This window comes from Blautia sp. MSK.20.85 (genome assembly GCF_013317245.1).
In the GTDB taxonomy this organism is placed as follows: domain Bacteria; phylum Bacillota; class Clostridia; order Lachnospirales; family Lachnospiraceae; genus Blautia_A.
In genome coordinates this window covers 40,460-63,120 of the sequence record NZ_JAAIUN010000002.1, presented here as the reverse complement: position 1 = coordinate 63,120, position 22,661 = coordinate 40,460, and the positions used below count along the sequence as shown (strand labels likewise).

The 22,661-nt window shown below is 44.5% G+C and carries 25 protein-coding genes and 1 other RNA gene; 22 read left to right on the top strand and 4 right to left on the bottom strand.

Annotation, left to right across the window (positions count from 1 at the left end):
* Nucleotides 1-10: 10 nt before the first annotated feature.
* On the bottom strand, nt 11-379 hold the full coding sequence (locus G5B12_RS01540; RefSeq protein WP_174087624.1) for a hypothetical protein: 369 nt from the start codon (nt 377-379) through the stop codon (nt 11-13).
* A gap of 318 nt (nt 380-697) precedes the next feature.
* Between G5B12_RS01540 and pap the strand changes: the two genes are divergently transcribed.
* The gene (gene pap, locus G5B12_RS01535; protein WP_174087665.1) at nt 698-2,170 is read left to right on the top strand and encodes a polyphosphate:AMP phosphotransferase; all 1,473 of its coding nucleotides are present in this window, start codon (nt 698-700) and stop codon (nt 2,168-2,170) included.
* Nucleotides 2,171-2,235: 65 nt separating this feature from the next.
* On the opposite strand, the gene sigG is transcribed toward pap, so the two are convergent.
* Together sigG and G5B12_RS01525 are read right to left on the bottom strand one after the other, a co-directional pair.
* Nucleotides 2,236-3,015, bottom strand: coding sequence for an RNA polymerase sporulation sigma factor SigG (gene sigG / locus G5B12_RS01530; protein ID WP_148446691.1), 780 nt, complete (start codon nt 3,013-3,015; stop codon nt 2,236-2,238).
* Nucleotides 3,016-3,128: 113 nt separating this feature from the next.
* On the bottom strand, nt 3,129-3,383 hold the full coding sequence (locus tag G5B12_RS01525; protein WP_118063059.1) for a YlmC/YmxH family sporulation protein: 255 nt from the start codon (nt 3,381-3,383) through the stop codon (nt 3,129-3,131).
* Nucleotides 3,384-3,522: 139 nt separating this feature from the next.
* Between G5B12_RS01525 and nrdR the strand changes: the two genes are divergently transcribed.
* Entirely contained in the window at nt 3,523-3,972 is a 450-nt protein-coding gene (gene nrdR / locus G5B12_RS01520) for a transcriptional regulator NrdR (protein WP_021976805.1), read from the top strand.
* Between the two features lie 97 nt (nt 3,973-4,069).
* On the opposite strand, the gene gdhA is transcribed toward nrdR, so the two are convergent.
* The gene (gene gdhA, locus G5B12_RS01515) at nt 4,070-5,404 is read right to left on the bottom strand and encodes an NADP-specific glutamate dehydrogenase (RefSeq protein WP_173761932.1); all 1,335 of its coding nucleotides are present in this window, start codon (nt 5,402-5,404) and stop codon (nt 4,070-4,072) included.
* Between the two features lie 221 nt (nt 5,405-5,625).
* Between gdhA and G5B12_RS01510 the strand changes: the two genes are divergently transcribed.
* The 20 genes from G5B12_RS01510 (at nt 5,626) to G5B12_RS01415 (ending at nt 22,657) form a co-directional block, all read left to right on the top strand.
* Nucleotides 5,626-6,843: an aminotransferase class I/II-fold pyridoxal phosphate-dependent enzyme gene (locus G5B12_RS01510; protein ID WP_021976807.1), complete on the top strand. Its 1,218-nt coding sequence runs from the start codon at nt 5,626-5,628 to the stop codon at nt 6,841-6,843.
* 180 nt (nt 6,844-7,023) lie between these two features.
* The gene (locus tag G5B12_RS01505; protein WP_173771481.1) at nt 7,024-8,385 is read left to right on the top strand and encodes a citrate/2-methylcitrate synthase; all 1,362 of its coding nucleotides are present in this window, start codon (nt 7,024-7,026) and stop codon (nt 8,383-8,385) included.
* 15 nt (nt 8,386-8,400) lie between these two features.
* A complete protein-coding gene (locus G5B12_RS01500; RefSeq protein WP_148446685.1) occupies nt 8,401-9,267 on the top strand; it encodes a patatin-like phospholipase family protein in 867 nt (288 codons plus the stop codon).
* Nucleotides 9,268-9,277: 10 nt separating this feature from the next.
* Nucleotides 9,278-9,784 carry a YqeG family HAD IIIA-type phosphatase gene (locus tag G5B12_RS01495; RefSeq protein ID WP_173761934.1) on the top strand — a complete coding sequence of 169 codons (507 nt, stop codon included), beginning with the start codon at nt 9,278-9,280 and terminating at the stop codon, nt 9,782-9,784.
* Nucleotides 9,781-10,290: a shikimate kinase gene (locus tag G5B12_RS01490; protein WP_148446681.1), complete on the top strand. Its 510-nt coding sequence runs from the start codon at nt 9,781-9,783 to the stop codon at nt 10,288-10,290. The genes G5B12_RS01495 and G5B12_RS01490 overlap by 4 nt, the downstream gene beginning before the upstream one ends.
* Before the next feature lie 86 nt (nt 10,291-10,376).
* Nucleotides 10,377-10,934 (top strand): elongation factor P, encoded by a 558-nt coding sequence (gene efp / locus G5B12_RS01485; protein ID WP_015524430.1) that lies wholly within the window; start codon nt 10,377-10,379, stop codon nt 10,932-10,934.
* A 235-nt stretch (nt 10,935-11,169) separates the two neighbouring features.
* Nucleotides 11,170-11,515, top strand: a transfer-messenger RNA (tmRNA) gene (ssrA, locus tag G5B12_RS01480).
* A 110-nt stretch (nt 11,516-11,625) separates the two neighbouring features.
* Complete coding sequence (locus G5B12_RS01475; RefSeq protein WP_021976813.1) at nt 11,626-12,786, top strand: FtsW/RodA/SpoVE family cell cycle protein; 1,161 nt, start codon at nt 11,626-11,628, stop codon at nt 12,784-12,786.
* 141 nt (nt 12,787-12,927) lie between these two features.
* Nucleotides 12,928-13,161 carry an acyl carrier protein gene (gene acpP / locus G5B12_RS01470; protein ID WP_021976814.1) on the top strand — a complete coding sequence of 78 codons (234 nt, stop codon included), beginning with the start codon at nt 12,928-12,930 and terminating at the stop codon, nt 13,159-13,161.
* Between the two features lie 158 nt (nt 13,162-13,319).
* Complete coding sequence (gene gltX, locus G5B12_RS01465) at nt 13,320-14,774, top strand: glutamate--tRNA ligase (protein WP_021976815.1); 1,455 nt, start codon at nt 13,320-13,322, stop codon at nt 14,772-14,774.
* A 22-nt stretch (nt 14,775-14,796) separates the two neighbouring features.
* Nucleotides 14,797-16,623 carry an ATP-dependent helicase gene (locus G5B12_RS01460; RefSeq protein WP_118071577.1) on the top strand — a complete coding sequence of 609 codons (1,827 nt, stop codon included), beginning with the start codon at nt 14,797-14,799 and terminating at the stop codon, nt 16,621-16,623.
* Nucleotides 16,620-17,168, top strand: coding sequence for a 4'-phosphopantetheinyl transferase family protein (locus G5B12_RS01455; protein WP_118071578.1), 549 nt, complete (start codon nt 16,620-16,622; stop codon nt 17,166-17,168). Before G5B12_RS01460 ends, G5B12_RS01455 begins: the two co-directional genes overlap by 4 nt.
* A gap of 25 nt (nt 17,169-17,193) precedes the next feature.
* Nucleotides 17,194-18,342 (top strand): YncE family protein, encoded by a 1,149-nt coding sequence (locus G5B12_RS01450; RefSeq protein ID WP_021976818.1) that lies wholly within the window; start codon nt 17,194-17,196, stop codon nt 18,340-18,342.
* A gap of 84 nt (nt 18,343-18,426) precedes the next feature.
* Nucleotides 18,427-19,359 (top strand): stage III sporulation protein AA, encoded by a 933-nt coding sequence (spoIIIAA, locus tag G5B12_RS01445; protein WP_021976819.1) that lies wholly within the window; start codon nt 18,427-18,429, stop codon nt 19,357-19,359.
* Nucleotides 19,344-19,862: a stage III sporulation protein AB gene (locus tag G5B12_RS01440; RefSeq protein WP_021976820.1), complete on the top strand. Its 519-nt coding sequence runs from the start codon at nt 19,344-19,346 to the stop codon at nt 19,860-19,862. The genes spoIIIAA and G5B12_RS01440 overlap by 16 nt, the downstream gene beginning before the upstream one ends.
* A 58-nt stretch (nt 19,863-19,920) precedes the next feature.
* Nucleotides 19,921-20,115: a stage III sporulation protein AC gene (gene spoIIIAC, locus G5B12_RS01435; protein WP_021976821.1), complete on the top strand. Its 195-nt coding sequence runs from the start codon at nt 19,921-19,923 to the stop codon at nt 20,113-20,115.
* A 14-nt stretch (nt 20,116-20,129) separates the two neighbouring features.
* Nucleotides 20,130-20,516: a SpoIIIAC/SpoIIIAD family protein gene (locus tag G5B12_RS17965; protein WP_021976822.1), complete on the top strand. Its 387-nt coding sequence runs from the start codon at nt 20,130-20,132 to the stop codon at nt 20,514-20,516.
* Nucleotides 20,513-21,802 carry a stage III sporulation protein AE gene (locus G5B12_RS01425; RefSeq protein ID WP_244096016.1) on the top strand — a complete coding sequence of 430 codons (1,290 nt, stop codon included), beginning with the start codon at nt 20,513-20,515 and terminating at the stop codon, nt 21,800-21,802. The genes G5B12_RS17965 and G5B12_RS01425 overlap by 4 nt, the downstream gene beginning before the upstream one ends.
* Nucleotides 21,760-22,377, top strand: a complete 618-nt coding sequence (locus G5B12_RS01420) for a stage III sporulation protein AF (RefSeq protein ID WP_118071579.1) — start codon at nt 21,760-21,762, stop codon at nt 22,375-22,377. The genes G5B12_RS01425 and G5B12_RS01420 overlap by 43 nt, the downstream gene beginning before the upstream one ends.
* On the top strand, nt 22,292-22,657 hold the full coding sequence (locus G5B12_RS01415) for a hypothetical protein (protein WP_243003873.1): 366 nt from the start codon (nt 22,292-22,294) through the stop codon (nt 22,655-22,657). Before G5B12_RS01420 ends, G5B12_RS01415 begins: the two co-directional genes overlap by 86 nt.
* The last annotated feature ends 4 nt before the right edge of the window (nt 22,658-22,661 follow it).

Here is a 22,661-nt window from a genome sequence, read left to right as displayed (position 1 = left end):
CAAAAGCTGCTCAGGCATTCGCCCGGGCAGCTTTTACTTTTTCCCGCTGCCTGGTAAGATCATAATATTCATTAGAGACGATCCCACGGCTGGAAAGCGCTTCGTAAGTTTTCTGCTGTGCAGGGGTCATTTTCATTCCGATGGTGGAATTGACATCTGTCAGCACGCAGCCTGTTTTTTCTACCAGCCAGAAAAGAGCGGAATCATCATCCGGGATCATTTTCCAGATTTCATTTTCCGTATATGGTAAAAGGGCCATAAGGGTCTTCAAATGTCCGTCCTGGATTAGGCGGTAATCTCCATCCGGCATGATGATGCCGTCACCGTAGAGTTCTTTTTTCTTTTCCATTTCTTTCAGAAGTTCTTCTGTAAGTTTCATGATCGGCTCCTTGAGATTTGCTGCTTGGGGCAGCTTTTTTGTGCTGTTTTAACCGAATCAAGGAAGTCCCCTGCGGGGTTGCGAATATCCGTTTGACTACGAGTTAAAAAAATAACGAACAGTGCCTATATTGTATGAAGAGAAGATCAAAATGTCAATAGGTTAAAAAATATTTTTAGCTGTTTAACAAGAGTTACAATTGTGCAATATGGATATTTTTTCGGAATGATGCGTTAAATCTATGTAAAATTCGTCGTAAAACAGGGACTCCTGTGGTATAATAAGAATATTCAAAAAATTCGAGGAAGGACGATGCAGATGTTAAAAAACTGGAACCCGGAACAGATTCCGGAAAAAGAGGATATCAAAGTGCGTTTAAGTGCTGCAAGAACCAGATTATATGAGCTGCAGATGGCTCTAAAGGAGCATAAGATTCCGGTGATCGTGTTGTTTGAAGGCTGGGGAGCTTCCGGAAAAGGCAGTACCATAAGTAAAGTGATCAAGAATATCGATCCCCGTTTTTTTAAAGTCGCAACTATGTCAGCGCCTACAGAAGAGGACCTTCGGAAACCATTTCTTTACCGGTATTTTAAGGAGATCCCGGAAGCCGGTAAATTTACATTCCTGGATTCCGGATGGATGGATCAGACCTGTCGGGAGCGCATGGACAAAAAACTGAAAGGGGATGATTATGTAAAACGGGTTGACAGCATCCGCAGATTTGAACGGCAGCTGACGGATAACGGATACGTACTTCTGAAATTCTTTATGCAGATCGACCGGAAAGATCAGGAGAAACGTATGGGCATCCTTCTGGAAAGCAAAGATACCCGATGGAGAGTGAATGAATACGATCTCTGGCAGAATGATCACTACAAGAAATGCAGAAAAGTTTTTGACCAGTATATGCAGGATACCAACACTTCTTCTGCTCCGTGGTATATCGTAGATGCCAATGACCGGAAATGGGCGGAATTACAGGTACTGGAAACCATGATCAGCAACATCGAGGTTGCCATGGAGAACAGCAAACATGCTGTGCCGATTCTCCAGAATGTTTTTCCTCTGGTGGAGATGCCGAAATTAAGCGAGATCCCTCTGGATGGAAAAGAAGTGGGAGACGAAGAGTACAAGGCAGAGCTTAAAGAACTCCAGGCGAAGCTCGGAAGCCTGCATAATCGGCTCTACCGCAAAAGAGTGCCGGTGATCATCACCTATGAAGGCTGGGATGCTGCCGGAAAAGGCGGAAATATCAAGAGGATCACGGAAGCTCTTGATCCCCGTGGTTTTGAGGTACATCCCATCGCCAGCCCGGAACCTCATGAAAAAGCCCGTCATTATCTGTGGCGTTTCTGGACAAGGTTGCCTAAAGATGGACACATTGCCATATTTGACCGGACCTGGTATGGAAGAGTGATGGTGGAAAGACTGGAAGGTTTTTGCAGTGAGAACGACTGGAGACGTGCATACAATGAGATCAATGAATTCGAGAAGGAACTTTCCGACTGGGGTGCTGTGATCGTGAAATTCTGGGTCCACATTGATAAAGATACCCAGCTTGCAAGATTTAATGACCGCCAGAGCAACCCGGAAAAACAGTGGAAGATCACAGACGAGGACTGGAGAAACCGCGAGAAGTGGGATCAGTATGAAATGGCAGTAGATGAGATGCTGCAGAAAACCAGCACGGTTTATGCGCCATGGCATATTCTGGAATCGGTAGACAAGAAATATGCAAGGCTGAAAGCGCTTCGGATCGTGATTGAGGAAATTGAGAAAGCGTTGAAATAAAAGATAAAAACTGCGGCAGGATAATGGATATTCTGCCGCAGTTTTTGTTTGAAGATATTTATGAATCAATTTCTGAGATAATTTCGCATACTGTGAAGGGCATGTTTTTCCAGGCGGCTGACCTGGGCCTGGGAAATGCCGATCTCATCGGCCACTTCCATCTGGGTTTTTCCTTCGTAGAAGCGGAGATCAATAATGTGTCGTTCCCGTTCTCCCAGCCGGTTCATGGCGTCCCGGAGAGAAATATCTTCCACCCAGTTTTCCTCCCGGTTCTTTTTGTCGCTGATCTGATCCATGACATAGAGAGTATCTCCTCCTTCGGAATACACCGGCTCAAAAAGGCTCACCGGGCTCTGGATCGCATCCATGGCATAGACGATCATTTCCTTGTCAATGCCGATCTCATCAGCGATCTCCGCGATGGTAGGCTCTTTGAGATGCTGCCGCATATAGTTTTCCCTGGTGTAGATGGTTTTGTAGGCAATATCCCGCAGAGAGCGGCTGACCCGTATGCTGTTGTTATCCCGGAGATATCTTCGGATCTCACCGACGATCATAGGAACTGCATAGGTAGAAAACTTTACCTGAAGGGTGGTATCAAAATTATCGATTGCTTTGATCAGGCCGATACAGCCGATCTGAAAAAGGTCATCTGGATTTTCACTGCTGTTCTGAAAACGGCGGATCACGCTTAAAACAAGCCGCAGATTGCCTTTGATGTACAATTCTCTGGCTTCTTCATCGCCAGCTTTGATTCTTTTGAAGAGCTCATCCTTTTCTTCCTGGTTGAGAACAGGAAGCGTTGAGGTATTTACTCCGCAGATTTCAACTTTATTCAGTGCCATCTTAGAATCCTCCTTGTCTTGTCAGTACATTAAGATGATTCTCAGAGGGCGGTTGAAATATACTTTTCCGGGGAAAATATAAAAAATAAAGGGCCTTGACAAATGTAGTCGGTTCAGTCTCCTCCCAGCCGTTTTTCATCACGGAAATCAACAAGGATGATATCTTCACCAATCTGGCGGATGCAGTCCCAGGGGATGATGCATTCACTTTCTCTTGAAAAACACCAGCAGAATTTCCCGGGTTCCGGCATGATCAGGGCTTTCAGCCGGGCGGTTTCACAGCAGAATTCCACATCAAGAGGACAGCCAAGGCTACGGCAGGTGTGGATATTGATCACTTCTTTCTGTTTCAGTTCGCAGATACGCATAAAATTCATCACCTGATATGATTTTATGGAAAATCTGTAAAATTTATGCAAGTCCGATTATTGACACATTATATGCATTTATTCTATAATAAAAACAAATTTAGTAATGATTTTTTGATCCGGAAAGGGGGAGAGTTCCGTGAGATGTCCGTTCTGTAACCAGGATAATACAAGAGTTGTAGATTCCAGACCTGTAGAGGATACCAATTCTATCCGCCGCCGCCGTCTCTGTGATGCCTGCGGAAAGCGTTTTACAACTTATGAGAAGGTGGAAACGATTCCACTGACTGTGATCAAGAAGGATCAGAACCGGGAGAGCTATAAACGTTCCAAGATCCAGGATGGTGTTCTTCGTGCCTGCTATAAACGCCCCATTCCCATTGAGAGAGTGGAAGAGATGATCGATTCCATAGAAGGGGATATTTTCCGGTCAGAAGATCGTGAGATCAGCAGCACCAAGATCGGAGAGATCGTCATGGAGCATCTGAAGGATCTGGATGCTGTGGCATATGTACGTTTTGCGTCTGTATACAGGGAATTTAAAGATGTCAGTACCTTTATGGACGAGCTGAAGAAACTGATCAACTGAAAAACTCATAATAACATATAAAAAAACAGGGACCGCATGGGGAAAATTCCTCTGCGGTTCCTGTTATAATTTATGTTAATGATTCAGGAAACTTAAATTAAACAATACCCTGAGCTTTCATAGCGTCAACAACTTTTTCGAAGCCGGCGATGTTTGCACCTACAACATAGTTGTCTTCCATACCGTAACGTTTAGCAGCGTCATCAGCTTTGTGGAAGATGTCGATCATGATGTTGTGAAGTTTCTCATCAACCTCTTCTCTTGTCCAGGAAAGTCTCATGGAGTTCTGGCTCATCTCCAGTGCGGATGTGGCAACACCGCCAGCGTTTGCGGCTTTACCAGGCATGAAGAGAACACCGTTCTCCTGAAGGTATGTTGTTGCATCAAGAGTAGTAGGCATGTTAGCACCCTCAACGACATATTTGCAGCCGTTTGCAACCAGTGTTTTAGCTCCGTCAAGACCAAGCTCGTTCTGAGTAGCACATGGAAGATAGATATCACATTTGATGTTCCAGATGCCAAGTCCCTCTGTGTAAGTAGCACCCTCAACACGGTCAGCGTACTCTTTGATACGTCCACGTTTAACTTCTTTGATGTCTTTTACAACGTCAAGGTTGATTCCGTTCGGATCGTAGATATATCCGTTGGAGTCGTTCATTGCAACAACTTTGGCACCAAGCTGAGTAGCTTTCTCAACAGCGTAAATAGCTACGTTACCAGAACCTGTTACAACAATTGTTTTTCCTGCTACGGAGTCGTTGTGTGCTTTTGCGATCTCGTTGAGCATGTATACAACACCGTAACCAGTAGCCTCTGTACGGATCAGGGAACCGCCGAAGGAGAGGCCTTTACCTGTGAGGACACCCTCATAAAGACCACGGATTCTCTTGTACTGTCCGAAGAGATATCCGATCTCACGTCCGCCGACACCGATATCACCAGCCGGAACATCTGTATCTGCGCCGATATATTTGCAAAGCTCTGTCATAAAGCTCTGGCAGAATGCCATAACCTCTCTGTCAGATTTACCCTTAGGATCGAAGTTGGAGCCACCTTTTCCGCCACCGATCGGAAGGCCTGTAAGAGAGTTTTTGAAGATCTGCTCAAAGCCAAGGAATTTCAGGATACCCTGATTTACAGAAGGATGGAATCTTAAGCCGCCCTTGTATGGTCCGATAGCACTGTTGAACTGAACACGGTATCCTTTGTTAACCTGTACAGTTCCGTTGTCATCGATCCACGGTACTTTGAAGGAGATGATTCTCTCTGGCTCTACAAGACGCTCAAGAATGGAAAGCTTACGATACTCTTCCTCATTTTTGTCAATTACGACTTTAAGGGAATCGAGAACTTCCTTAACTGCCTGATGGAATTCTGGCTCGCCAGGATTCTGTGCTACAACTCTTTCATAAACTTCTTCTGTGTAAGACATTGTTGTTTCCTCCTCATCACATATTAAATTGCATTGAAAACTAAATTCGAGTGCTATTATACATTAACATGCTAAAAAAGGGAAGTGCTAAATTAAATTTTTTTAAATTTTTATTTCTTGCGTTGAAAGCCCAAATGTGAGAAGATATAGAAATAGATATTTTTTGACTATGAAATTAAAATGGTTAAATAATAGTGAAAATTAGAAGAGGAGTGGTTTTTATGAGAACATTCGGGAAATCATCAAAGCTTGACAACGTGCTGTACGATGTGCGCGGACCGGTTGTGGATGAGGCTGCCAGAATGGAAGAAGATGGAATGGAGATTCTGAAGCTGAATATCGGCAACCCGTATCCGTTTGGGTTTTCAGCACCTCAGGAAGTGATCCTGGATATGCTGAGTAATGTACGTACTTCCCAGGGATATTCCGATTCCAAGGGCATTTTTTCCGCAAGAAAGGCGATCATGCAGTATGCACAGCTTCGCGGGATCCCGGGAGTTACCATTAATGATATTTATACGGGAAATGGTGTCAGTGAGCTGATCAACCTTTGTATGCAGGCGCTGCTTGATAACGGGGATGAGATCCTGATCCCGGCTCCGGATTATCCGTTGTGGACAGCTACTGCAACTCTGGCAGGTGGAAATGTAGTTCATTATATCTGTGACGAACAGTCTGACTGGTATCCGGATATTGAGGATATCAAGAGCAAGATCACACCAAGGACCAAGGCGATCGTTATCATCAATCCTAATAACCCTACAGGTGCGGTATATCCGAAGGAAATCCTGGAGCAGATCGCGGACATTGCAAGAGAGCATGAGCTGATCATCTTTTCCGATGAGATCTATGACCGCCTTGTTATGGATGGATACAAACATACTTCCATCGCTTCTCTTGCACCGGACGTATTCTGCGTGACATTTTCAGGACTGTCAAAGTCTCATATGATCGCAGGTTTCCGTATCGGATGGATGATCTTAAGCGGAGCCAAGAACAAGGCCAAAGGTTATATAGAAGGAATCAACATGCTTTCTTCCATGCGCCTTTGCTCCAATGTTCCGGCACAGTCGATTGTACAGACTGCACTGGGCGGATATCAGAGTGTCAATGAGTATATCCAGCCAGGCGGACGTGTTTACGAGCAGAGAGATTTTATCTATAAGGCTCTGAATGATATTCCGGGAATTTCCGCTGTAAAGCCGCGTGCGGCATTTTACATATTCCCGAAGATCGATACCGAGAAATTCAATATCTATAATGATGAGCAGTTTGCCCTGGATTTCCTTCATGACAAGCAGGTTCTCATCGTTCCGGGTAAAGGCTTTAACTGGAACCAGCCGGATCATTTCCGTATTGTTTATCTGCCGGATATCCGTCAGCTGGATAAGGCAATGAAGAAGATGAAAGAGTTCTTTGCTACATATAAGCAGGTCTGATCACCAATACAAATATTTTCGGCATAGACCAAAACGGAAAAAAATGCTATAATCATATCTGAAATATCCCGGTCATCAGGGCCGGGATATATGAAATAAGACCAGAATTGCTTGAGAGGGGAATGAGGAGGGACCGTTATCGGACAGCAATAAAACAGAAATCGAAAGGGGAAATAACGGATGAGCAAATTCAACATGAAAGTGACACCTGAGATTGAGAAACTTACGCAGATCTGTCGTGAGAATGATAAACTGGATCTGTCTTTATATGGCAAGTACGATGTCAAGCGAGGTTTGCGTGACCTGAATGGAAAGGGTGTCCTTGCGGGACTTACCCAGATTTCCAATGTCCAGGCAACCAAGATCGTGGATGGGAAAGAGGTTCCCTGTGCAGGTAAGCTTTCTTACCGGGGATATGATATCAAGGATCTGACAAAAGGCTTCATCAATGACCGGCGTTTTGGTTTTGAGGAAGTAACCTATCTGCTTCTTTTCGGAAAACTTCCGAATCAGGAAGAACTGAATGAATTTTCCGGGATTCTTGCGAATCAGCGCCAGCTGCCGCGGAATTTTGTAAGGGATGTCATTATGAAGGCGCCATCCAGAGATATTATGAATGCTCTGTCAAGAAGTGTGCTGACACTTTATTCCTACGACAAAGATCCGGATAATATTGAACTGGAGAATGTGCTCCGTCAGTGTATTAATCTGATCAGTGTTTTTCCGCTGTTATCTGTTTATGCGTATCAGGCCTATAATCATTATGAGAAAGGTAAGAGCCTTTATATCCATCAGCCGAAGAAGAAACTTTCCACAGCAGAAAATATTCTACGCCTTTTAAGACCGGATAAGAAATACACGGCACTGGAGGCGGAGATTCTGGATATTGCCCTGATTCTTCACATGGAGCATGGCGGTGGTAACAACTCTACCTTTACTACACATGTGGTTTCTTCTTCCGGAACCGATACGTATTCCGCAATTGCGGCAGCCCTGGGTTCTCTGAAAGGCCCGAAACACGGTGGCGCCAACATCAAAGTTGTAAAAATGTTCAACGATATGCGTAAGCATGTGCATGATTACAGTGATGAAGAGGAAGTCAGTGTTTACCTTAAGAAACTTCTTCACAAAGAGGCCTTTGATAAACGTGGGCTGATCTATGGTATGGGACATGCGATCTATTCTGTTTCCGATCCACGTGCAGAAGTATTTAAGGGGTATGTGGAGCAGCTTGCAAGAGAAAAAGGCAGAATGAAGGATTATCAGCTGTATGCTACGGTAGAGCGCCTTGCGCCAAAGGTTATTGCAGAGGAGCGTAAGATCTATAAAGGTGTCAGTGCCAATGTGGACTTTTACAGTGGATTTGTTTACAGTATGCTGGATCTGCCCCTGGAACTCTACACACCGATGTTTGCCATTGCACGTATTGTAGGCTGGAGTGCACATCGTATGGAAGAGCTTATCAATGTGGATAAAATTATCCGTCCTGCATATAAGAATGTTCTTCCGGAAGCAGAGTATATTCCTCTTGGTGAGCGATAGGAAAGGCAATGGAAAATGACAGAATATAATGAGACAGCACTGGTACTGGAAGGCGGTGGAAACAGAGGTGTTTTTACTGCAGGAGTACTGGATTACCTGATGGAACAGAAAGTGGAATTCCCATATGTAGTGGGAGTATCAGCGGGCGCCTGCAATGCCATGGATTATGTATCCGGGCAGGTAGGGCGTACCAGAAGATGTATGATCGTGGAAAATAAGGAATACAGTTATATCAGCCTGAAAAATATTCTGGATAAGAAAAGTCTGTTTGACATGGATATGATCTTTGACAGGTATCCCAATGAGATTTTCCCATTTGATTTTGACGAGTATTTTAAATCGGACATTGAATGTGAGATGGTTGTGACGAACTGTCTTACAGGAGAAGCAGAGTATCTGTCCGAAAAGCAGGACAGACGGAGACTTATGGATATCTGCAGAGCGTCCAGCAGCATTCCGGGAATGAGCCCGATGGTAACGATAGACGGGCAGCTGTATCTGGATGGAGGGGCGGCAGATTCCATACCTCTTATCCATGCCATGAAAAAAGGCCACCGGAAAAATGTGGTCATTCTTACCAGAAATCAGGAATACCGTAAGAAAAAACCAGGTAAAAGCAAAGCCGTATATGTGGCTGCTTTTAAGAAGTATCCGAATCTTTTAAATACATTGCTCAACCGTTATCAGGTGTATAATAAGACCCTGGAACTGATTGAAAAATGGGAAAAAGAAGGTCATATTTTTGTGATCCGACCGGAAATCGAGACCGTTTCCCGTACGGAACAGAATGCGGAAGCATTAAGCGGATTTTACAAGCATGGGTATGAAGTAATGAAAGATCGTCTGGGTGAACTTTATGATTACCTGGAAAAAGAAAACTGAGGTGGAATAGATGTTCAGAAGTTTTTTTCCGGATGAATATCTGGATTCTGCGTATGTAATTGACTATGAGAAGCTTTACAGAGAAGGATACAGAGGGCTTCTTTTTGATATTGATAATACCATTGTCCCGCACGGCGCACCGGCAGATGAACGGGCAAGGAAACTGTTTGAAAAGCTGAGGGGGATCGGGTTTCGATACTGTTTTGTATCCAATAACCAGAAACCCCGCGTAGAGCCTTTTGCCAGGGCCGTAGAGGGAAATTTTATAGAAAATGCCCATAAACCGGCTGTGAAGAATTACAAAAAAGCCTGTCAGGTGATAGGAACAGAACCTGACCGGACGATTTTTGTAGGGGATCAGCTGTTTACGGATATTTACGGAGCGAAACGGGCGGGAATCCGCACGATTCTTGTGAAACCGATTCATCCAAAAGAGGAAATCCAGATTGTGCTGAAACGCTATCTGGAAAAAATAGTACTATATTTTTACCAAAAAGAGGAGGGGAAGAATTCATGAACCATATTGTAATTATCGGCTTTATGGGTTCAGGAAAGACACGAGTTGGAAAGAGGCTGGCGAAGGACCTGGGACTTCCGTTTATTGACGTGGACAGACTGATCGTGAAGAAAATGAACATGTCGGTAAAGGAGGTATTTGAACGCTTTGGAGAGCCGTTTTATCGTGCACTGGAGACAATGGCAGTTAAAGAGCTGTCTACAGATGGTGAGCGTAAGGTAATCTCTGTCAGCGCTGGACTGCCTCTGCAGGAGCAGAACCAGAAATATCTTCAGAATATGGGGACGATCATCTATCTGAAGGGATCTGCGGCAACACTGATCAAACGTCTGGAAGGAAGCAACAATCCAACACTGGAGGGAGCTGAGAACAAAGAGGACAAGATCAAGAAACTTCTCAAGCAGAGAGATCCTGTTTATGAGAAGTTTGCAGACATTAAAGTTGTCACAGGAGTGAAGCCTTTTGACGAACTGATTGCAGAAATTGAAGAAAAATTAAGGGCTTAAACAAAAAAACAGTTGAAAAATGACAAAAGGTATTATAGAATAATCCATAGCGAAAAAGAACCGCATATATTAAGGAGGAAATATTTATGATTTCAGCAGGTGATTTCAAAAATGGTATCACACTTGAAATTGATGGAAACGTATGTCAGATCGTTGAATTCCAGCATGTAAAACCAGGAAAAGGCGCAGCCTTTGTAAGAACAAAATACAAAAACATTATTACAGGATCTGTAGTGGAGAAATCTTTCCGTCCTACAGAGAAATTCCCGGCTGCACGTATTGAGCGTGTAGATATGCAGTATCTGTATCAGGATGGTGGTTTATACTACTTCATGAACACAGAGACATATGACCAGGTTGGTCTTACAGAGGAGCAGGTTGGCGATTCTCTGAAATTCGTTAAGGATAACGAGATGGTTAAGGTTTGCTCTCATAACGGCGAAGTATTCGCAATCGAGCCACCTCTTTTCGTAGAGCTTGAGGTTATTGAGACAGAGCCAGGATTCGCAGGAAATACAGCACAGGGTGCTACCAAACCGGCAACTGTTGAGACAGGTGCACAGGTTCAGGTTCCGCTGTTCGTAAACCAGGGCGACAAACTGAAAATCGATACAAGAACAGGAGAGTATCTCTCCCGTGTATAACGAATAAACTGCGTAGCAGTTGATTGGCTATGAACAAGTAGCGAATGCGGATTATGAATATCTGCTTATGATGAAAAAACCCGCTTATGCGGGTTTTTTTATGTCCGTTTTTAGAAATTACCTTGACACAAAAAATCATTCTGGTATAATTAAACCCAGTCAAAAATAACTGACCAAGAAGTTCGTCTGTCCACCAGAGATGTCCGGAAATGATCCGGCCACGGAAGTCTTTTGAGGGCTTGTACTGGTTTCGACGGGGGCTTTGAAGTTAGGGAAGCCATCCGCAGACTCCTGGACTGCGTACCAACCGGGAACTAAATATAAACGCAGACGAAAAGTTAGCGTTAGCAGCCTAAGCTGCTCGTCAGCCCCGTTGCACTCACACATCGGGAATCTGGCGTCGACTATGTGAGAAACCTTGCCGGGTAAGCTTTGCCCCGGTAGATGTATCATGAAGCTACTGAAGCAGTAAGCCTGTCGGTGGGCGTGCTGCCGAGGGAATGTTAAATCAGCGACTGTGATGGGAGATGCCTTAAGGGATAGGCTTTCGGACAGGGGTTCGATTCCCCTCAGGTCCATTTATGGAACGTCCCGGAAAGACAGCATTTATGCGGCTTTCCGGGAATTTTTTTTACTTTCTTTTTTAGATATCAGAAATTTCTTCGCGGATACAGAAAGCGATGGTGATAAAATGAAAAAACCTCTGCTCAATTTAAAAAAGCAGAATACAAAATCAGATTACTATGATTATAATCTTGTCGCTGTCATCGTACTTCTGGTATGTTTCGGACTGGTTATGCTGTACAGCACCAGTTCTTATATGGCGGAAGTAAATTATGGCAATGATATGTTTTATTTTAAGAAACAGGCACTGATCAGTGCGGCCTGTCTAATCGGAGCATTATTTATTTCAAAAATACTGGATTATCATGTCCTTCTTCCTTTTACAACCGCACTTTATGTGGCTTCACTGATCCTTATGGGCCTGGTCCGCACTCCGCTGGGGCATTCTTCCCATGGTGCAACCAGATGGCTGTATATCGGACCGATCAACTTTCAGCCTGCCGAAATAGCCAAGATTGCGGTCATCATCATGATGGCCTATATGATCGGAAAGATGGGACGAAAGGTAAAAACTCTGAAAAGCTGTATGATCCTGGGACTTCCGGGAGCAGGACTTGCGCTGGCTGCTTATGTGCTTACCGATAACTTAAGTACTGCCATGATCATTCTGGGCATTACTGTAGGAATGGTTTTTGTGGCACATCCGGATACACGTCCGTTTATCATTATAGGTATCGTCGGTATAGTCCTGATCGTAATCGGTGTGCTGTTTCTGGTTGTAACAACCAAGGACAGTAACAGTTTCCGAGTTATGCGAGTGCTGGTGTGGCTGCAGCCTGAGAAATATTCTGATGAAGGTGGATACCAGACGTTACAGGCGCTGTATGCCATCGGTTCCGGGGGCTTTTTCGGACGGGGACTTGGAAACAGTATCCAGAAACTGGGAAGTGTTCCTGAGGCTCAGAACGATATGATTTTTTCCATTATCTGTGAAGAACTCGGAGTTTTCGGAGGCATTTTTGTACTGATCCTGTTCGGGTATCTTCTGTACAGATTGTTCTTTATTGCACAGAATGCTCCGGATCTGTTCGGCTCTCTGATCGTCACGGGAATTTTTATACATATTGCGCTGCAGGTAATCCTGAACATTGCCGTTGTACTGAATCTGATGCCGAATACAGGTGTTACATTGCCCTTTATCAGCTATGGAGGAACCTCTATTGTATTCCTGATGTCAGAGATGGCAATTGCCCTCAGTGTGGCCCGTCAGATAAAATTTCAAGAGTAAAATAGTTTTAAAATCAAAATATTTTTGCTCTGGAGCCATTTTTTGGGAAAATCCTCTTGACAACTGTTTTTGCAGACTATATACTTGGCTCAAAAAGAGGAAACAGATTCGATCTGTAACGATTAAAGGAGAAATTAAGACATGTTAGAAAAAATGAAAGAAATGCTTGCAGAGCAGTTAAATTGTGAGGCATCTATAATTACACCGGAGACATCTTTCAAGGATGATCTCGGAGCAGATTCTCTGGATCTTTTTGAGCTGGTTATGGCTCTTGAGGATGAGTACAATGTTGAGATTCCGGCAGAGGAGCTTACAGATCTGAATACAGTTGGAGATGTAATCGAGTATCTTAAAAACAAAGGTGTGGAAGCATAAGCAGGAATTAAGAGATCCTCTGGGACAATGGTGTCTCAGGGGATTTTTCTGTGTATAGGGAAGACGGGGGATTCCGTCGGAAAACCTATGGACATTTTGAAGGCTTTAGGTATATAATATCACCTATAATGAGAAACAACAAAACGAGGAGAAAAGAAATGACAAAGATCAGAACAAGATTTGCACCGAGTCCTACAGGAAGAATGCATGTGGGTAACTTAAGAACAGCTCTTTATGCTTATTTGATCACAAAACATGAAGGCGGAGATTTTATCCTTCGTATTGAAGATACAGACCAGGAACGTTATGTGGAGGGAGCTGTAGATATTATTTACCGTACCCTTGAGAAAACCGGACTTATCCATGATGAGGGACCGGATAAAGACGGCGGATTCGGTCCGTATGTACAGAGTGAGCGTCAGGCAACAGGCATGTACCTGAAATATGCAAAACAGCTTATTGAGCAGGGAGATGCATACTACTGCTTCTGCGGCAAGGAAGAACTGGAGAGTATGAAACGTACAGTTGCAGGCAAGGAGATCTCCATCTATGATAAGAGATGTCTCCACCTTTCCAAAGAAGAGGTTCAGCGTCGTCTGGATGCGGGAGAACCTCATGTTATCCGTTTCAATATGCCGACAGAGGGAACTACAACCTTCCACGATGTTATTTACGGTGATATCACAGTCAACAATGAAGAGATGGAGGATCTGATCCTGATCAAATCTGATGGATATCCGACATACAATTTTGCAAACGTAATTGATGACCATCTTATGGGGATTACGCATGTTGTAAGAGGTAATGAGTATCTTTCCTCTTCTCCGAAGTACAACCGTATTTACGAGGCATTCGGATGGGAGATCCCGGTTTATGTACATTGTCCGCTGATCACAGATGAGACACATCAGAAACTTTCCAAGAGATGCGGCCATTCTTCCTATGAGGATCTGATCGATCAGGGCTTTGTTACAGAGGCAGTGATCAATTATGTTGCGCTTCTTGGATGGAGCCCGGCAGACAACCGTGAGATTTTCTCTCTTCCGGAACTTGTGGAAGCGTTTGATTACCACCATATCAACAAATCACCGGCAGTTTTTGATATTGCCAAGCTGAAATGGATGAATGGTGAGTACATCAAAAAAATGGATCCGGATGCGTTCTATGAGAGAGCACTTCCGTATCTGAAAGAAGTTCTGAAGAAAGACTTTGATCTTAAAAAGATCGCAGGTATGGTTCAGACCAGAATTGAAGTATTCCCGGATATCCCGGAGCTTGTGGACTTCTTTGAGGAAGTTCCGGAATATGACAGTGCAATGTACCGCCACAAAAAAATGAAAACAACAGAGGAGACTTCCCTTGCAGTTCTCAAGGAGGTACTTCCTGTACTGGAAGCACAGGAGGATTATACCAATGATCCGCTGTATGCATCTTTAAGTGCTTTTGTAAAGGAGCACGGCTATAAGAACGGTTATGTAATGTGGCCGCTGCGTACAGCAGTATCCGGCAAGCAGATGACGCCGGCCGGCGCAACAGAGATCATGGAGATCATCGGTAAGGAAGAGACACTGAAACGTGTACATGCAGCAATCGAAAAACTTGAGCACGAATAAGTGCATAGTCAATAATCCAGTTATGAAACGAAATCCATCTCAAAAACGGGCGATCGCCCACCTGTCAGGACCGATGATGGTTCTGGCAGGCCCCGGTTCGGGGAAAACTTCCGTCATAGTAGAAAGAACAGCACATATGATCCATGAAGGGAAGATACCGGCTTCCTCTGTTCTTGTTGTGACCTTTTCAAGGGCGGCAGCCGTAGAAATGAAAGAACGGTTTCTGAAATTTACCGGAGTTTCGAGGACAGGCGTTACATTTGGAACTTTTCATGGTGTATTTTATGGAATCCTGAAACAGGCATATGGTCTCAACGGAAGCAACATTCTTTCTGAAGAGGAAAAGTATGCGATCTTAAGGGAACTGGCAGTAAATTGTGCCGCAGAACAGTCCCAGGAAGGGGACTTTGTGGAAGATGTGGCAAAAGAGATCAGTGTTGTCAAAGGGGGAAGAATTTCACTGGAACATTACTATTCTTCCTGCTGTCCGGATGAAGTGTTCCGGCAGATTTTTCAGGGGTATCGGAAAGTCCTGAATGAAAGAAGAAAGCTTGATTTTGACGATATGCTTTTGAGCTGCTATGAGCTTTTGCGTAAAAGAAAAGATATTCTGGCAGCATGGCAGAAAAAATTCCGGTATATTCTGGTGGATGAGTTTCAGGATATCAACCATCTTCAGTATGATATTGTAAAAATGCTGGCAGCTCCGGAAAATAATCTGTTTGTGGTGGGAGACGATGACCAGTCTATTTATCATTTCCGTGGAGCACGTCCGGAGATTATGCTGAATTTTCCGGAAGATTTCAAAAATGCGGAAACAGTATTGCTGAATATTAATTACCGGTGCAGCGGAAATATTTTGAACACAGCTATGAAAGTAATTGATCATAACGAAAACCGTTATGTAAAAAAACTTTCTACACCCAATAACCTAGGAGAACCTGTAGAGGTAAAGGAATTTAAAAATCCAAGAGATGAGTATATGACAGCTGCGGGAATACTGAAAGACCGGATGGAAAAAGGGGAATATATTGAAGATACCGCCTTTCTTTTCCGGACCAATCAGGAGGCAGAAGGCCTGGTTGCCGCATTGATGGAATATGGGGTTCCTTTTACCATGAAAGAGAAACTGCCCAATCTGTTCCGCCACTGGATCTGTAAAAATATGATCGCCTATCTGAAAATGGCACAGGGGGACCGGAGCAGAAGTACATTTCTGGAAATTATGAACCGCCCTAACCGCTACATAGCCAGAGAGGCTCTTGCCGAAAAAAACATAGATTTTAAGGCTCTTGCCGAATTTTATAAAGATAAGGACTGGATGTGTGACAGGATCACAACACTGGAAACACATCTTCGGATCTTGAAAACCATGGCCCCTTATGCAGCCATTAATTTTATCCGAAACGGCATGGGATATGAAGAATACTTGCAGGAATACGCAAGGTATCGTAAAATAAAGCCAGAAGAGCTCTGGGAGACCTTAAACCGGATACACGAAAGTGCCAGAGGAATGAAAACGCTGGAAGACTGGCTGGCCTATATGGATGAATATACCAGAAAACTGGAAGAACAGGCGAAAAAACAGGACGTGAAAAGGGAAGGCTGTGTGATATCTACCCTTCACGCTGTAAAAGGCCTGGAGTATGACCGGGTATATATTATGAATGTCAATGAGGGCAGTATGCCTTACCGGAAAGCGGTTCTGGAAGCGCACCTTGAGGAAGAACGGAGACTTTTCTACGTTGGAATGACGCGGGCAAAGAAGAAACTTTGTCTGTGCTATGTGAGAATGCAGTACGAGAAGGAACGGGAGCCGTCACGGTTCCTTGAGGAGGCAGGATTATGAACGGGATCATTTACTACACAAAGATAAGAGACGAATATTCTGGCAAAAACATGGAGCATATGATCGGGGAAAAGCTTCTGGAGATCGGGCTGGAAAGAGAATATGGCCGGAAACTTGCCTTTGAACCCAGGGCTAAGGGGGAACATGGGAAACCGTTTTTTACCCTTCTTCCAAAGATCCATTATAATATTTCACATTCCGGAAAATATGTGATGTGTTTATTTGCAGGTGAAGAAGTAGGTATTGATATACAGATCCATAAGAAGGTTAATTATGAGAGGATCCTTGAGAGACTGGTACCTGCAGATATGGTGAGGGAGATCCTGGAAGCAGATGATATGGAGAAGGCTTTTTTTGCACAGTGGGTATTGCGGGAAGCTTATATCAAATGGACGGGAGAAGGATTGTCCAGAGATTTAAGGACGATTCCCATGGACAAAGGAAATTACATGATGCTGGAAATGGAACCGGGATACAGCGGCGCAGTCTGGTCAAAAGATGATCTGGAATTGCGCTTTGAATACGAAGATATCATACTGAGATAAACTGTACCAGAATAGAGAAAATGAAATGAACAAAGAGATGAAACGCAGCTTCCGGATTTTTATTCTGAAGATCCTGGCAGTTGTTTTTGTGCTGTGTATATGTTATTTTTTATATGCATTTGTATACAGAGCAAAAACAGAACTGCCAACAAAAGCTGTGGTGACAAACAGAGGTGCTGCAGTGTATACGCTGCGGGGCCAGAAACAGATGCTTTCCCAGAAAGAGGCATTTTCCTATTTTGCCTTTGACGGAAGAGAAAAAGAGAAAGAATATGGAACTTATGTCATTCCCGGACTGAAAAATACAAGGACGCTGCTTACGGAAAAAGGTGCCACACCGGCCATGTGCACGTCCATGACTCCTCAGGGACTGGCAGTTACCGAAGATTATGTGCTGATCAGTGCTTACTGCAGCACACAGAAACATAATTCGGTCATCTATGTGATCGATAAAGAGAAACATAACTTTATAAAAGAAGTAGTGCTGCCTGGACAGCCTCATGTGGGAGGTCTTGCCTACGATCCGGAACATAAGATTCTGTGGTATTCTTCCAATATTAACGGAATTGCACAGGCAGTAAGCATAAAAATGGATACAATAGAAGCCTATGATTATGATGACAGTCACCTGCCGGTGGATACTTTGCAGACAGTCAGTCTTTATGGAATTGTAAGGGATTCATTTATGACTTTTTACGAAGGGTGTCTGTATGTAGGCTGCTTTGAAAAATATAACGAAAGTGTAATTGCACGATACGGAGTTGACGCAGATGGAAATCTGATCAATACCATGGATGAGGAGCTGGGCATGGATTTTGAAATGGCAGTTCCGCTGGATTATTCCACCATATCGGAGCAGGTCCAGGGAATCGCTTTTTACAATGACAAACTGCTGATCTCTCATTCCTTTGGAATCCTGCCATCCAGACTGGTATTTTATGAACAGTCCGACAAGCGTCTGTATGTAAATGAAAATTCGGCCAGGACCTACCGCTTTCCGGAGCGCCTGGAACAGATCGTGGTGGAGGGAGACAATCTCTATGTGATGTTTGAATCCTGTGCCTATGCATACCGTGCATCCTCCGTAAATATTGTGGACCGGGTACTGAAGCTGAGCCTTCCGAAGATGGAGGCTTACGATGAGGAAGAAAGCCTCTTTTTTCTGTCAGAATAAAGGAAAAACAGATTTTTTCCAAAGGAGACAAAGGGTACTAAATCCTGCATGTCCGCAATATATTTAAGTGTAAGAGGTGAAAAAATGGACGCAAACCAGATTCAGAACCTGTTTGCCAGCAATGTCCGCCAGCTGTTGGTGGATGCAGACCTTGATTATGATAAATTATATGAGATACGTCTCCGGGTGGGAAGACCTCTGTTTCTTACCTATGACGGGGGAGAATGTTTTCTGCGGCAGAAAGACACAGAGCCTTATCTGGTGACACGGGAGGATCTGAAGGAGACACTGGAATATGTCAGTGGTTATTCTCTGTACGCTTATGAAGACGAAATACGTCAGGGATTTTTGAGTGTACAGGGCGGACATCGTGTAGGAGTTACCGGAAAAGTGATCCTGGACGGAAACCGGGTCCGGGGAATGAAATACATTTCCTGCATCAATGTGCGGCTGGCTCATGAGATCCAGGGATGTGCCGGAGGCGTGATGCCTTATATCCAGACACGAGAGCAGATTATGCACACATTGATCGTTTCCCCGCCCAGATGTGGGAAGACTACGCTTCTTCGGGATATCATCCGCCAGATGAGTAATGGTTGGGGAGATATTTCCGGTGTGACAGTAGGGGTGGTAGATGAGCGAAGTGAACTTGCAGGATGTTATCAGGGAATTCCGCAGAATGATCTTGGAATGCGGACAGACATCCTGGACGGCTGTCCGAAAGCAGAGGGCATGCAGATGCTGATCCGGTCCATGTCACCGGTTGTGGTTGCTGTGGATGAGCTTGGAAAGGAAGAAGATTTCAAGGCAGTGGAAGCGGTGATCCACTGTGGCTGTCGTCTGATCGCCACTGCTCACGGTGATTCTGTGGAAGAAACGTTGTCTCAGCCGTTTTTTCAGAAGTTGTGGGAAGCGCGGGTTTTTCAAAGATATATTTTTCTTGGAAAACATGACCGTGCGGGAATTGTAGAGGGAATTTATGATGGAAACGGAAAATGCCTATGTACAGAATTGTAGGATGCATTCTGCTCGTGGCGGCAGGGACCGGAATGGGATTTTCCGGAAGTATGAAGCTTTCGGAGAGAATATATACGCTTGAGATGCTGCTGCGGATGGGAATCTTCCTGAAAGGAGAGATCCGTTGCGGAAATATGTCTCTGCCGGATGCTTTTTACGGAGTTGCCGGAAGAATGGATGGAAAATACAGGGAATTTCTCATAAGTGCTGCAGACAGGATGAAGTCTGGAACAGGAGAAACGCTCTCACAGATATGCAGGGAATGTGCAGAAACATCCCTGAAAAAAAGCTGCCTTACCTCCGGGGAAAAGGACGCTTTTTTTTCTTTGGGAGAGCATCTTGGTTATCTGGATCTGGAAATGCAGATGAAACAGCTTTCTCTATATGAGGAAAACCTGGAAGAGGAGATTTCCCGGTTAAAAGAAGAGGCCTCCGTAAAAAAGAGATTGTACCGGAGTCTGGGAATTCTGGGAGGACTGCTTCTGGCGGTGCTTTTGATATAGAGGTTTTGTCTGAACAGTGAAGATGGGACGGGCTTATTGAAGAAAAAGGAGGGAGTTTTTGGAGGTCAGTATCATATTTAAGATTGGGGCAGTAGGGATTCTGGTCTCTGTTCTTTCTCAGATCCTGAAGCACAGCGGAAGGGAAGAACAGGCATTTCTCGTAAGTCTTTCAGGACTTCTGATCGTGCTGTTCTGGATCGTACCGTATATCTATGAACTCTTTGAAAATATCCAGCAGCTTTTTGTTCTTTAAAGGAGGTAAAAAACGTGGATATTTTAAGAATTTCCATTTTGGGAACAGTGGGTGTTCTTCTGGGGATCCTTCTGAAATCACGGGCTCCTGAATATACAAGTCTGATTACTGTGGGAATCGGTCTGATGATCCTGGGCCTGGCGGCAGGAAAGATCGGATATCTTTTTCAGTCTCTTGAAAAACTGAAAGAATGTCTTCCGGTTGACGGAAGTTACATCACTACCTTGTTAAAAATGATCGGAATTACCTATATCGGACAATTTTCATCTGGTATATGTAAAGATGCCGGGTATGCTTCCACAGGGGCACAGATCGATCTGTTTTGCAGATTGTCTGTGATGGTTCTGAGTATGCCGGTACTGCTGGCACTTCTGGATACGATACAGGGATTTCTTGTATGAAAAAAAAAGAAACAGATCAGAAGAGGGGATCAGAAGAAAAAAGAAGAGCGAAGGTCTGGTGGAAAGCCAGGATCGTGGTCCTGGTAATGATATGCACGGGATTGATACAGTGGCCGGAGCGGATGGATACTGGTGTAAATGGTGTTTGTGTTTTTGCACAGCCGGTATCAGGAGAAACAACAGAAGCGGATGCGGTCCGACAGGCAGACTCAGAAGGTTCTGCATCCATAGACAATTCCCAGGAAAAACAGCTCACAGATCAGCTGGAACTTACAGATCTGCAGTCCATGGTGGATGAAATGCTTGGTGAGAACAGCTTTTCTGTTACAGAAGCTTTCCACAGGTTATTGTCCGGTGAAGAAGTGCTTTCGGAGGAGAGTGTGCGGGAATTTCTGCACAGTCTCCTTTTTTCCAGCCTTGAAAAAGAAAAAAGCCTGATCGTAAAACTGCTGCTTCTTCTCTTATTCGCGGCAGTTTTTTCCGGATTTGCAGGTGCTTTTGACAACGGACAGATCGGTGAGATCAGTTTTTATGTTGTGTATCTTCTTGTTTTTACTTTGCTGATGAACAGCTTTTCCGGCTTAAGTGCATCACTGCTTTCCATACTGCGGTGGATCACGGAATTTATGAAAGAGCTGTCGCCGGTGTACTTTATGGCAGTGGCTGCTGCATCCGGAGCATCTACGGCTGCTGTTTTTTATCAGGGAGTACTTCTTCTGGTGTGGCTGTTTCAGTGGATACTGGAAAGTGTTTTGCTTCCTGGAGTCAGCTTGTATATACTTCTTAAGTTTGTGAATCATCTTTCCAGGGAAGAGATGCTGGGAAAGATGGCAGAACTGATCGAAACTTTGATTTCCTGGGGCCTTCGGACGCTGCTGGGGGTTGTTGCAGGACTGCAGGTAGTGCGGGGACTGGTGACTCCAGTGATGGATTCTCTGAAAAGAAGTGCCATCGGAAAAACTGCCGGTACGCTTCCGGGGGTAGGTAATGCGGTCAATGCAGTGACAGAACTGGTGCTTACGACAGCAGTTCTTGTAAGAAACAGTCTGGGTGTGGTGTTTCTTCTTGTATTTCTGGTGGTCGGAGCCGGCCCCGTGATCCGCTACGGACTGCTGTCTCTTGTATACAGGTTTCTGGCGGCAGTGGCACAGCCGGTGTCTGATAAACGGCTTGTGGAAGTATTCAGTACCATGGGAGAAGGGTGCGCTCTTCTGATGCGGATCCTGTTTACAGCAGAAGTTTTATGTATGTTGACATTTCTGATATTGATGGCAGGGGGAATCTGATCATGCGGCAGGAAATCTATCAGTGGATGAAAGATCTGGCTTTTTTTCATGTGCTTACTACGGCGATCCTGCATATTCTGCCGGATAAACGGTATGAACAGTATGTCCGTCTGTTTATGGGCCTTCTCCTGATACTTCTTATCTGCACGCCTGTTTTTGCTGTTGTAGGAAAAAGTCAGGAACTTCTGGAGGGATTCCGGAAAAATTACAGCCAGGAAGAACAGGAGCGGATGGAAGCGGAAGCGCAGGGGATCCGGGAAACCTTTCTGAAGGAAGCTTACGAAAGTGAGCTGAAAAAACAGGTGGAGGAGATCTTAAATGAACAGAAGATTTTTTGTGGGGAAATTGAAGTGGATATGGAGAAAAATCTCCGGGTGATCATAAGGTTTTCTGAGAAGATCACGGAAAAGCAGAAGGAGGCGGTACAAGATGGGTGTGAAAGGATCTGCGGACTCGGAAAAGATCAGTATCAGATCCTGGATCCTGGCGATGGGGTGGAAGGAGTGGGGAATAGTACTTCTTCTGGGGATACTTCTGCTGGTGGCAGGGCTTCCGGTAACCCAGAAAAGCAGTAAGAATGCGAATACCCAGGTGTCTGAAAAAACAAGACTGGAGAGCCGCCTGGAGGAACTGCTTTCCAACGTGGAAGGAGTCGGAGAGGTGGAAGTGATCATTATGACCGGAGATGAAGGAAATACGGATGGTTTTTCCATAAGCAGCAAAAATGAAGTGACCGGCGTGCTGGTGGCTGCCCAGGGGGCGGGCAGCGCAGTGACAGTTCAGAATATTCAGCAGGCAATTATGGCATTATTTCAGATTGACGCCCATAAAATTAGAGTAATGAAAATGAAATGAGGAG

What these genes read in the sequence shown, in the direction of transcription:
- G5B12_RS01510 (WP_021976807.1), top strand. Translation starts at nt 5,626, where the DNA reads ATGAGAACATTCGGGAAATCATCAAAGCTTGACAACGTGCTGTACGAT.
- sigG (WP_148446691.1), bottom strand. Translation starts at nt 3,015, where the DNA reads ATGGCACTGAATAAAGTTGAAATCTGCGGAGTAAATACCTCAACGCTT.
- G5B12_RS01440 (WP_021976820.1), top strand. Translation starts at nt 19,344, where the DNA reads ATGTACAGAATTGTAGGATGCATTCTGCTCGTGGCGGCAGGGACCGGA.
- G5B12_RS01525 (WP_118063059.1), bottom strand. Translation starts at nt 3,383, where the DNA reads ATGCGTATCTGCGAACTGAAACAGAAAGAAGTGATCAATATCCACACC.
- G5B12_RS01495 (WP_173761934.1), top strand. Translation starts at nt 9,278, where the DNA reads ATGTTCAGAAGTTTTTTTCCGGATGAATATCTGGATTCTGCGTATGTA.
- G5B12_RS01455 (WP_118071578.1), top strand. Translation starts at nt 16,620, where the DNA reads ATGAACGGGATCATTTACTACACAAAGATAAGAGACGAATATTCTGGC.
- G5B12_RS01425 (WP_244096016.1), top strand. Translation starts at nt 20,513, where the DNA reads ATGAAAAAAAAAGAAACAGATCAGAAGAGGGGATCAGAAGAAAAAAGA.
- gltX (WP_021976815.1), top strand. Translation starts at nt 13,320, where the DNA reads ATGACAAAGATCAGAACAAGATTTGCACCGAGTCCTACAGGAAGAATG.
- G5B12_RS01415 (WP_243003873.1), top strand. Translation starts at nt 22,292, where the DNA reads ATGGGGTGGAAGGAGTGGGGAATAGTACTTCTTCTGGGGATACTTCTG.
- acpP (WP_021976814.1), top strand. Translation starts at nt 12,928, where the DNA reads ATGTTAGAAAAAATGAAAGAAATGCTTGCAGAGCAGTTAAATTGTGAG.
- gdhA (WP_173761932.1), bottom strand. Translation starts at nt 5,404, where the DNA reads ATGTCTTACACAGAAGAAGTTTATGAAAGAGTTGTAGCACAGAATCCT.
- G5B12_RS01450 (WP_021976818.1), top strand. Translation starts at nt 17,194, where the DNA reads ATGAACAAAGAGATGAAACGCAGCTTCCGGATTTTTATTCTGAAGATC.
- G5B12_RS01460 (WP_118071577.1), top strand. Translation starts at nt 14,797, where the DNA reads ATGAAACGAAATCCATCTCAAAAACGGGCGATCGCCCACCTGTCAGGA.
- G5B12_RS01500 (WP_148446685.1), top strand. Translation starts at nt 8,401, where the DNA reads ATGACAGAATATAATGAGACAGCACTGGTACTGGAAGGCGGTGGAAAC.
- G5B12_RS01540 (WP_174087624.1), bottom strand. Translation starts at nt 379, where the DNA reads ATGAAACTTACAGAAGAACTTCTGAAAGAAATGGAAAAGAAAAAAGAA.
- G5B12_RS01490 (WP_148446681.1), top strand. Translation starts at nt 9,781, where the DNA reads ATGAACCATATTGTAATTATCGGCTTTATGGGTTCAGGAAAGACACGA.
- G5B12_RS01505 (WP_173771481.1), top strand. Translation starts at nt 7,024, where the DNA reads ATGAGCAAATTCAACATGAAAGTGACACCTGAGATTGAGAAACTTACG.
- pap (WP_174087665.1), top strand. Translation starts at nt 698, where the DNA reads ATGTTAAAAAACTGGAACCCGGAACAGATTCCGGAAAAAGAGGATATC.
- efp (WP_015524430.1), top strand. Translation starts at nt 10,377, where the DNA reads ATGATTTCAGCAGGTGATTTCAAAAATGGTATCACACTTGAAATTGAT.
- G5B12_RS01475 (WP_021976813.1), top strand. Translation starts at nt 11,626, where the DNA reads ATGAAAAAACCTCTGCTCAATTTAAAAAAGCAGAATACAAAATCAGAT.
- spoIIIAA (WP_021976819.1), top strand. Translation starts at nt 18,427, where the DNA reads ATGGACGCAAACCAGATTCAGAACCTGTTTGCCAGCAATGTCCGCCAG.
- G5B12_RS01420 (WP_118071579.1), top strand. Translation starts at nt 21,760, where the DNA reads ATGTATGTTGACATTTCTGATATTGATGGCAGGGGGAATCTGATCATG.